The sequence below is a fragment of the Pseudonocardia terrae genome, assembly GCF_021343995.1.
In the GTDB taxonomy this organism is placed as follows: domain Bacteria; phylum Actinomycetota; class Actinomycetes; order Mycobacteriales; family Pseudonocardiaceae; genus Pseudonocardia; species Pseudonocardia terrae.
The window spans coordinates 26,976-35,899 of sequence record NZ_JAJTTE010000065.1 but is presented as its reverse complement, the minus strand read 5'-3'; the positions used below and the strand labels follow the sequence as shown (position 1 = coordinate 35,899).

The following is an 8,924-nucleotide window of genomic DNA, read 5'->3' as shown; positions in this document are numbered from 1 at the left end:
GCCGGCGTCGAGCTGCGTCGACCTCCTGCTCGCCGGCGGCACTCCGGTGACGGCGGGTGCGGCCTGCGCGGCCGTCGGGGTGCTCGTCGCCCCCCTGCTCCCCCGGCTCGCGTTGCGGCTCGCCGGGCTCCCGACGGCGGAGGACGGCCCGCCCCCGGACCCGGACCTGCGGGCCGGCCTCGCCCGCCGGCACCTCGCCGGACTCGTGCTCGGCGACGCCGTCGTCACGGCCGTCGGGGCGGTGCTCGCCGCGGCCGCGCCCGGTCCGTGGGGCCCGCTCCTCGCCACGGCCGTCTGTGTCGTGCTCCTGCTGCGCGCCAGGGGGTTCGCCGAGGCCCTCCCGGCCCGGGCGCTGCAGGTGGCGGGGCTGCTCGGCGGGTGCGGGGCTGCGGCCGCGGGCACCCTCGCCGCCCCGGCTCCGCTCCGGCTCCTGGCCGCGCTCGCGACCCTCGGCGCCCTGCTCGCCGTGCTCACGCTGCACAACCGCCCGCACGGGTCCGGACCGGTCGGCCGCCGCACCGTCGATCTCGCCGAGCTCGTGTTCACCGCCCTCTGCGTCCCGCTCGCCGCCGCGGCACTCGACCTGTTCGCACTGGTCCGCGGATGGTGAGCGCGCTCGTCCCGGTGGCGGCCCTGCTGATCGCGCTCGCGCCGGGGCCGGCGGGCGGGCTGAACCAGGTGGCCGAGTGCGTCGGTGCGGGCGGCACCGGGCGCGGCGGCGGGCTCCCGCTGACCGACGTCCACGCGCTGGCCGACGGGACCGGCGTCCGGGTCGCGGTGATCGACACCGGCGTCGCGCCGCACCCGCGCCTGCCCCGGCTCGTCGGCGGCGGCGACTACCTCACCGGCGGCGACGGCCTCACGGACTGCGACGGCCACGGCACCGCGGTCGCCGGGCTGCTCGCGGCGGCCCCGAGCCCCGACGACGACGTCGTCGGCGTGGCCCCGGGCGTGGAGGTCGTCGCGATCCGCCAGGCCAGCCCCTCCTTCACGGTCACGACGGCGGACGGCGGCACCCGTCCGGCGGGCGACACGGCGTCGCTGGCCCAGGCGGTGCGGCGGGCGGTCGGGCTCGGCGCCTCGGTCGTGACGATCAGCGAGGCCGTCTGCCTCGACGCCGAGCGCGCCGCCGTCGTCGGGCGACCGCTGCGGGCCGCATTGCAGACCGCGAGGGCCGCCGACGTGCTCGTGGTCGCGGCCGCCGGCAACGCCGGGTCCGGGGGCTGCACCGGCGAGCCGGGCGAGGTGCCCCTCCCGGCCGCCGCCGGCTACGCGCGAGACCCGGACGTGCTCGCGGACGGGGTGCTCGCGGACGGGGTGCTCGCCGTCGCCGCCACGACGCCGGACGACGCGCCCGCCGCGTTCACCGTCCACGGGCCGTGGGTCGACCTCGCCGCCCGCGGGACCGGCCTGCGCTCGCTCGCCCCGGGCTCGGGGCTGACCGGCGCCGACCTGCAGGGCACGAGCCTGGCCGTGCCGATCGTCGCGGGCACGGCCGCGTTGGTCCGGCAGCGCTTCCCCGGGCTCGACGCGACCGCGGTCGCCGCGCGCCTGGTCGCCACGGCGCGGCGGGTCCCCGGCGGACGTTCGGACGCGCTCGGCGCCGGTGTCGTCGACCCGCTGTCGGCCCTCACCATCCTGACCGGGGGCGGTCCGCCACCGGCCGCCGCGGCGGTGGCGGCCCGCCCGCCCGCGCACCCGACGCCGGCCTGGCTGCCGCTCGCCGCGGTCACGGTTCTCTGCGCCCTCGCCGCCGCTTCCCCTCTCCTGGCCCGCCGGCTCCGTCCGTGATGTCCGCGACCGCGCGTCCGCTCCAGAGGGGTTCCGTCGCCGCCCACTCCACGGCGAGGCGGCGCGACCGCTGCCGGGCCGCCGCGAGCGCCGTCAGGCCGAGCGACGCGGCGATCACCGCCCCGCCGAGCAGCGCGGTGAGGGCACCGACGAGCACCGCCTCGGCCGTGCCGGTGACCGGCGGCAGAACCGGGCGGCCGGCGGTGTCGACCCAGATCGGCACGGTTCGACCCGCCGGCGTGCCCGGCGCCACGCCCAGTGGCCCGAGGCGGCTCGTGCCGTCCGGGGCGAGCCAGACCGCCTGCACGGGGACCTGAGGCACCAGGGCGTTCTCGTCCGGCGCCCGGAGCGGAGCGCTGCCGATGGTGGTCGCCTCGGTGCGCCGCAGGTCCGGGGCCGCGCGGGACACCGCACGCGCGCCGGCCGCGTTCCCGAGGAGGACCGCGGCGACCAGCACCACGAGGGCGGCGACCGGCGCGACCCGCCGCACCACGGCGGCCGCCCGCTCGATCCCGGTGCGCTCCATTTGTCGAGAATCGGCCGCCCACGGGGCGGGCACAATGCGCCTTTCGCCGAGTCAGCCTTCGGCTCGTCCGAAGGCTGGACGGGCCGCGCATGGCGTCGACCGGGCGCGAGTCGTGCCCCCGCGGGCTCAGCCCGACCGCTCGCGCCCCGGCCGACCGCATCGCACCAGCCGGCCGCCTAGTTTCCGGATCCGACCGCCCGCCGGGCGTCGGCGAGGTCGAGGCGCCCGCCCTGCGGGAGCAGTCGCAGCGCCGCCTCCGGCGCGGCCGGTGGCGGCGCCGGTACCCCGAGCGCAGCGGCGGTCCCGGCGTCCGCGACGCCGTGCACGATCCCGCTCGCCGACACCAGCCACACCGTCCCGCCCCCGGTCGGCGACACCGCCCGCACCGCCCCGCCGCCGAGCAGCACGGCCGCGGTCGCCTCACCGCCGGTGAGCGGCACCCGCACGCCTTCCCGGACCGCAGGCAGCGCGGGCGTCACGCTCACGCCGGCCCGCCCGTCGACCGACGTCGCACACACGACACCCCCGTCCGACGACCACGGGGGCGCCCGGTCCGGCCACCCGGCGGTGGCCAGCGTGGCCGGCCGCGGCGCCTCGGCGACGACGGCGGGCGCGACCTCCCGCGGCCCCGTGCCGCCCTGCGCCCGCAGCACCTCCGCGAGGGTCGCCGGCACCTCCTGGACGCCGCCCGGCACCACCGCCAGGTAGGTGCGTCCGCCGTCGAGGCCGGTGGTGGTGAGGACGTCGCCGGGCCGCCCGGGCACGCCACGCGGGCCCGGGCCGTCGGGCAGCAGCGGCGGGGTCAACGCGGGCCCCTCCGGAATCGCGGAGAGCGTCGGTGCACCGATCCTCCTCGGCACGACCCCGGCGAGGCCGAGCCCGGTCAGCACCGTGGGATCGGCGCCGACCGTGTGCCGCAGCCCGTCGAGCACCGCGAACCGCTCCCCGTCCGGGGCCTCGACGAACAGCGCCGGGGCAGGGGCGGCCTTCGGGTCCAGGGTCCCCGCCAGCACGGTCGCGCCGTCCGGCCCGTCGCACACCGCCCAGCGCTCGGGCACCGCCGGCCCGTCGACCGCGACCCCCGTCGCACCCGGCAGGTCGGCGGACGGGGTGCGCGCCGCACCGGCGAGATCCGCGTCCGGCACCATCCGCGGCCCGCCGGGCGGCTGGCCGAGGGCGGCGAGGACGAGCCGTCCGGCGACGGCGTCGGGCACCGGGACCAGCCGGTCCGGCCCGTGGGCGACCGCGTAGACCGCGCCCGAGGGCGTGCCCACGACCAGCGCCTGCCGGCTCCAGTCCGGCCGGGGCGCGAGCGCCGCCTGCACCGCCGCCGCGCCCAGCCCGAGCAGCGCCAGGACGACGCCGACGAGCGTGGCCCGGCGCTGCGCGCGCAGCTGCTCGTGCTGCGGCACCGGATCGGCTCGCCCGAGCGCGGCCTCCAACCGTCGCAGCCCGTAGCGGTGGGCGTCGGCCTGGTCGCGGGTCGCGGGCGGCAGGACCGGGAACGGCACGCCCGGACGCTAGCTCCGCGACCGCCCCGCCCGGGGCGGAACGGGAGAAGTCGTGCCTCCCGGGATCGCACACTCGAGCGCCCGAAACCGCCGACTCGCGGAAGCCCACCGCCCGACTCGCGGGAGCCCTACTCCTCGGCCACGCCGATGTCCTCGTTCCACAGCTCGGGGCGGGCGGCGATGAAGTCCTCCATGAGCCGGACGCAGCGCTCGTCGTCGAGCAGGGTCACCCGGACCCCGTGCTCGGCGAGCCAGTCGTGCCCGCCGGTGAAGGTCCGGCTCTCCCCGATGACCACCGCCCCGATGCCGAACTGGCGGATCAGCCCGCTGCAGTACCAGCAGGGCGAGAGCGTGGTGACCATCGTGGTGTGCCGGTAGTCCCGCTGCCGGCCCGCGTTGCGGAAGGCGGCGGTCTCGCCGTGGACCGACGGGTCGTCGTCCTGGACCCGGCGGTTGTGCCCGCGGCCGAGGACCTCGCCACTCGGCCCGAGCAGCGCGGCCCCGATCGGGATGCCTCCCGACGCGAGCCCGGCCCGGGCCTCCTCGAGCGCGATCTCCAGTGCGGCCTGCGCGTCCACGGGGCCCAGCCTACGGAGAACCGGGCCGGCCCGACCCTCGCGAAACACCCCGTTCCGCTGGTTACTGTGGGACGCGTGGACACGCTCCGAGAGACCCCCGGCGAGTCCACCCCGGAGTCGGCCGACGACGTCACGCTGCTCCGGCGCTACGAGCCGGTGCTGCGTTACACGAACGGCGAGCTGTTCCTTCCGGCGACGGTCGGGGACTACGTCCGCCGGTGCAGCCTGTGGGAGGAACCGGCGGGCGACCGCAAGCGCGCCGGCGAGCCGCTCGTCCCCGCCGGCGAGCTCACGCTGGAGGGCCTCGGCGAGGCCGCCCGCCGCTACCGGGAGCGCCGGCTGCACCTGCGGTTCGTGCAGAAGTCGCTGGGCGCCCGCGAGGTCCGGCGGTGGCGGCGGGCCGAGCGCCCGCGGCTGGGCGGCATCGGCCGGTTCGCCGCGGTCGGGGTGATCGCCCGGCTCATCGACGTCCTGCTGCGGCTGTCCCTGCTCGTCCGCGGCAAGGTGCCCAACGGTCTGGTCGCGGCGGCCCACCAGCGCGCCCGGGACCTGAGCAGCGCGACCTACTACGGCAGGGTCGTGCGCACCGCGGGCTACACGGTCCTGCAGTACTGGTTCTTCTACGCCTTCAACGACTGGCGCTCGACCTTCCACGGCGTCAACGACCACGAGGCCGACTGGGAGACCGTCGCGGTCTACCTCGTGCCGGACGGGTCCGGCGGCCTCGTCCCGGCCTGGGTCGCCGCCTCCACGCACGACGACCACGGCGACGACCTGCGCCGCCGCTGGGACGACCCGCTGCTCGACCGGGACGGCACCCATCCGGTGCTCTACCCCGGCGCCGGGTCGCACTCGCACGCGTTCGTGGCCGGGGACTACGTCGTCTCCGTCGGCCTGCCCGCCCTCCGCGCGGTGCTGCGCACGATCCAACGCGTGCGGCGCTGGCTGATGCCCTTCGCCCCCGAGCCCGGGACCGGCGGCTTCGACGTCCCGTTCATCGACTACGCGCGCGGCGACGGCCTCCGGCTCGGGCCCGGCGGCCGGCCGTGGTCGGCCGAGCTGGTCGACGACGGCACGCCCTGGATCCGCGACTTCCGCGGCCTGTGGGGCCTCGACACCCGCGACTCCTTCGGCGGCGAACGTGCCCCGGCCGGCCCCCGCTACGAGCGCGACGGGACGGTGCGCCGCTCCTGGGCCGACCCGCTGGGCTGGGCGGGCCTGGACAAGGTGGCGGCGACCGCCGAGGAGGAGGCCACCGTGCTGCAGGAGCGGATGAAGGTCCTGCAGACCCGGGTCGACGAGCTGGAGGCCGAGATCGAGGCCGAGCGCGTCGGCGTCCGCGGCCTGCACGCGGAGCTGCGGTTCCTCGCCGACCGCTCCGACGCCGCCCCCGGCCGCAGCGGGCACCTGGAGGAGCTGGAGCGGCGGGAGGAACACCTGGCCGGGCTGGTGGCCGAGCGGGTGCGCCTGACCGAGGAGATCGACGTCCAGGCGGACCGGCTGGCGGGCCCGCGTCCGCCCGGCCCGCCCGACGCCCACCTGCGCCAGCCGCACATGCCCTACGTGGTGCCGGCCGACCTCCGATCCCGGTTCCTGCGGGTGTGGGCGGCGCTGTCGATCCCCGTGCTGATCGGGGGGCTCGGCGCGCTGCTGTTCTGGCCGCACCTGTCGACGCTGCTCTGGTTCGCCGTCGGCCTCGTCCTGTTCGCCGTGGTGGAGGCGGTGGCGCGGCGGCGCTCGATCGAGTTCGCGGCGAGCATGGCCGGGCTCGCGATCACCGCCCTCGTCGTCACGGGCGGGGTGATCGCGCTGCTCTCCGGGTGGAAGATCGTGCTGGCCGGATCACTGGCGCTGGCGGCAGTGGTGCTGCTCGTGGTGAACGTCAGGGAGCTGCGGGGGCGGTAGGTCCCACCCGGAGGTTGCGGGTCACCTCGGCCCGCGCGGCCAGGTCGGCGTCGGCCGGATAGTCCACGCCGACGAGCGTGAGCCCGTGCGCGGGAGCCACCGAGAGGCCCTGCCGTTCGGCCCGCTCCAGCAGCGCGGCCGGCCAGTCGACGGCGCGACGCTCCCGCCCGACGTCGAGCAGCGCGCCGACGAGGCTGCGGACCATCGAGTGGCAGAACGCGTCGGCCGACACGGCCGCCGACACCACACCGTCGCTGTCGCGGGTCCACGAGAACCGCTCCAGCGCCCGAACGGTCGTCGCCCCCGCGCGGCGCTTGCAGAAGGCGGCGAAGTCGTGCTCGCCGAGCAACCGCTCCGAGGCGCTGTTCACGGCGTCGAGGTCGATCGGGTGCGGCCAGGAGAGGGTGTCCCGCGCGCGCAGCGGCTCGGCCCCGTACGGGGCGGTGGCCACGCGGTAGACGTAGTGCCGGCGCAGGGCCGAGAACCGGGCGTCGAACGCCGCGGGCACGGCCGTGACCGCCCGGACCCGGACGTCGGGCGGGAGGAACCGGGCGAGCCGGCGGACGAGCCGCGCGGGGTCGACGCCGGCCGGGAGGTCGGCGTGCGCGACCTGACCGGTCGCATGCACCCCGGCGTCCGTGCGCCCGGCGACGGTGAGCCCGACCTCGGTCCGCAGGATCCGGGTCAGGGCGTCCGTCAGCACCCCGCACACCGTGCGCCGGGTCGGCTGCACGGCCCAGCCCGAGAAGTCCGTCCCGTCGTAGGTGATGTCGAGACGAAAGCGGACGAGCCCGCCACCCTCACGGGTGGCGGGCTCGTCCGGGTACTGCGTGGTCACGCGGGAGGACTCCGATCAGGCCTTCTCGGTGCCCTCGTCGCCCTGCTCGGCCTTCGCCCCGGCGTCCGCGGACTCCTCGGGCCCGGCGGCCGGGGCGGTGGCCGCCTCGGCCTCCTCGATGGCCTCGGTGTCGGTCGGCTGCGGCTGGGCCGCGGCCGTCACGGCCTCCTCGGACACGGCCTCGTCGGAGGTCGCCTCGTCGGTGGCCGGTGCGGCGGCCTCCTCCGTACGGCCGGCCTGCGACGCCGCGGCACGGCGGGCCCGGTTGGCCTCGTCGGTCACGGTCTTCTGCTGGATCAGCTCGATCACGGCCATGGGGGCGTTGTCGCCCTTGCGCGGCAGCGTCTTGGTGATCCGGGTGTAGCCACCGTTGCGGTCGGCGTAGAACGGGCCGATCTCCTCGATCAGCCGGTGCACGACGCCCTTGTCGCGGATGACCTTGAGGATCTCGCGACGGTTGTGCAGGTCGCCCCGCTTGGCCTTGGTGATCAGCCGCTCGGCGTAGGGCCGCAGCCGGCGGGCCTTGGCCTCCGTCGTGGTGATCCGGCCGTGCTGGAACAGCGCGGTCGCCAGGTTGGCCAGGATCAGCCGCTGGTGAGCGGGCGAACCGCCGAGGCGGGGCCCCTTGGTGGGCTGAGGCATGGCTACAACTGCTCCGTTTCTGCGTAGTCCTGGCCGTCGTCGGAGAACGGGTCGGCGTCGTAGCCGCCGGTGTCGGCCCCGTAGTCCGAGGCAGCCGCAGACGGGTCGAACCCGGGCGGGCTGTCCTTGAGCGCGAGGCCGAGGCCGACGAGCTTCATCTTGACCTCGTCGATCGACTTCGCGCCGAAGTTGCGGATGTCCAGCAGGTCCGCCTCGCTGCGCCCGACGAGCTCACCCACGGTGTGGATGCCCTCGCGCTTGAGGCAGTTGTAGGAGCGGACGGTGAGGTCGAGCTCCTCGATCGGCATCGCGAAGGCCGCGATGGTGTCCGCCTCCTGCGGCGACGGACCGATCTCGATGCCCTCGGCGTCGACGTTCAGCTCGCGGGCGAGGCCGAACAGCTCGACGAGGGTCTTGCCCGCCGACGCCAGGGCGTCGCGCGGACCGATGCTCGGCTTGGTCTCGACGTCCAGCACGAGCTTGTCGAAGTCCGTGCGCTGCTCGACACGGGTGGCCTCGACCTTGTAGGTCACCTTGAGGACCGGCGAGTAGATCGAGTCGACCGGGATGCGGCCGATCTCGGCGCCGGTGGCCTTGTTCTGCATGGCCGGGACGTAGCCGCGACCCCGCTCGACGACGAGCTCGACCTCGAGCCGGCCCTTGTCGTTGAGCGTGGCGATGTGCAGGTCCGGGTTGTGCACGGTGACACCGGCCGGCGGGACGATGTCCCCCGCGGTGACCGCGCCCGGGCCCTGCTTGCGCAGGTACATCGTCACCGGCTCGTCCTCCTCGGAGCTGACGACCAGCTCCTTGAGGTTGAGGATGATGTCGGTGACGTCCTCCTTCACCCCCGGCACGGTGGTGAACTCGTGCAGCACGCCGTCGATGCGGATGCTGGTCACCGCCGCCCCCGGGATGGAGGACAGCAGGGTGCGCCGGAGCGAGTTGCCCAGCGTGTAGCCGAAGCCCGGCTCGAGCGGCTCGATGACGAACCGGGAGCGGGTCTCGGTGACCGAGTCCTCGGTCAGGGTGGGGCGCTGAGAGATCAGCACTGTGTGTCTCCTTCGTGTGCCGCGACACCCACTATTTGATGTCGCAGTGAGCCCCCCGCCCCACTGCAGGGCGGGGGGACG

The 8,924-nt window shown here is 76.5% G+C and carries 8 protein-coding genes and 1 pseudogene; 3 read left to right on the top strand and 6 right to left on the bottom strand.

What is annotated here, in order from left to right; genetic code table 11:
• Together LWC33_RS30000 and mycP are read left to right on the top strand one after the other, a co-directional pair.
• Positions 1-610 (top strand): annotated as a pseudogene (locus LWC33_RS30000) (type VII secretion integral membrane protein EccD); the annotation flags it as partial.
• Positions 604-1,791, top strand: coding sequence for a type VII secretion-associated serine protease mycosin (mycP, locus tag LWC33_RS29995; protein ID WP_233308045.1), 1,188 nt, complete (start codon positions 604-606; stop codon positions 1,789-1,791). The pseudogene LWC33_RS30000 and the gene mycP, both read left to right, overlap by 7 nt.
• Here the strand turns inward: mycP and LWC33_RS29990 are convergent.
• The 3 genes from LWC33_RS29990 to LWC33_RS29980 form a co-directional block, all read right to left on the bottom strand.
• A complete protein-coding gene (locus LWC33_RS29990; RefSeq protein ID WP_233308044.1) occupies positions 1,730-2,317 on the bottom strand; it encodes a hypothetical protein in 588 nt (195 codons plus the stop codon). The two genes, mycP and LWC33_RS29990, sit on opposite strands and share 62 nt — an antisense overlap.
• A gap of 176 nt (positions 2,318-2,493) precedes the next feature.
• Positions 2,494-3,828 carry a type VII secretion protein EccB gene (gene eccB, locus LWC33_RS29985; RefSeq protein ID WP_233308043.1) on the bottom strand — a complete coding sequence of 445 codons (1,335 nt, stop codon included), beginning with the start codon at positions 3,826-3,828 and terminating at the stop codon, positions 2,494-2,496.
• Between the two features lie 128 nt (positions 3,829-3,956).
• Positions 3,957-4,406, bottom strand: a complete 450-nt coding sequence (locus tag LWC33_RS29980) for a nucleoside deaminase (RefSeq protein ID WP_233308042.1) — start codon at positions 4,404-4,406, stop codon at positions 3,957-3,959.
• Between the two features lie 75 nt (positions 4,407-4,481).
• Here LWC33_RS29980 and LWC33_RS29975 point away from each other — a divergent pair, with 75 nt between their 5' ends.
• Positions 4,482-6,311, top strand: coding sequence for a YwiC-like family protein (locus LWC33_RS29975; protein ID WP_233308041.1), 1,830 nt, complete (start codon positions 4,482-4,484; stop codon positions 6,309-6,311).
• On the opposite strand, the gene truA is transcribed toward LWC33_RS29975, so the two are convergent.
• Genes truA through LWC33_RS29960 form a run of 3 tightly spaced genes read right to left on the bottom strand, consistent with a single transcriptional unit; the run spans position 6,289 to position 8,843 of the window.
• The gene (gene truA, locus LWC33_RS29970) at positions 6,289-7,149 is read right to left on the bottom strand and encodes a tRNA pseudouridine(38-40) synthase TruA (protein ID WP_233308040.1); all 861 of its coding nucleotides are present in this window, start codon (positions 7,147-7,149) and stop codon (positions 6,289-6,291) included. The genes LWC33_RS29975 and truA overlap by 23 nt on opposite strands.
• 15 nt (positions 7,150-7,164) lie before the next feature.
• Positions 7,165-7,791, bottom strand: coding sequence for a 50S ribosomal protein L17 (rplQ, locus tag LWC33_RS29965; RefSeq protein WP_233308039.1), 627 nt, complete (start codon positions 7,789-7,791; stop codon positions 7,165-7,167).
• 2 nt (positions 7,792-7,793) lie between these two features.
• The gene (locus tag LWC33_RS29960; protein WP_233308038.1) at positions 7,794-8,843 is read right to left on the bottom strand and encodes a DNA-directed RNA polymerase subunit alpha; all 1,050 of its coding nucleotides are present in this window, start codon (positions 8,841-8,843) and stop codon (positions 7,794-7,796) included.
• Positions 8,844-8,924 lie beyond the last annotated feature (81 nt).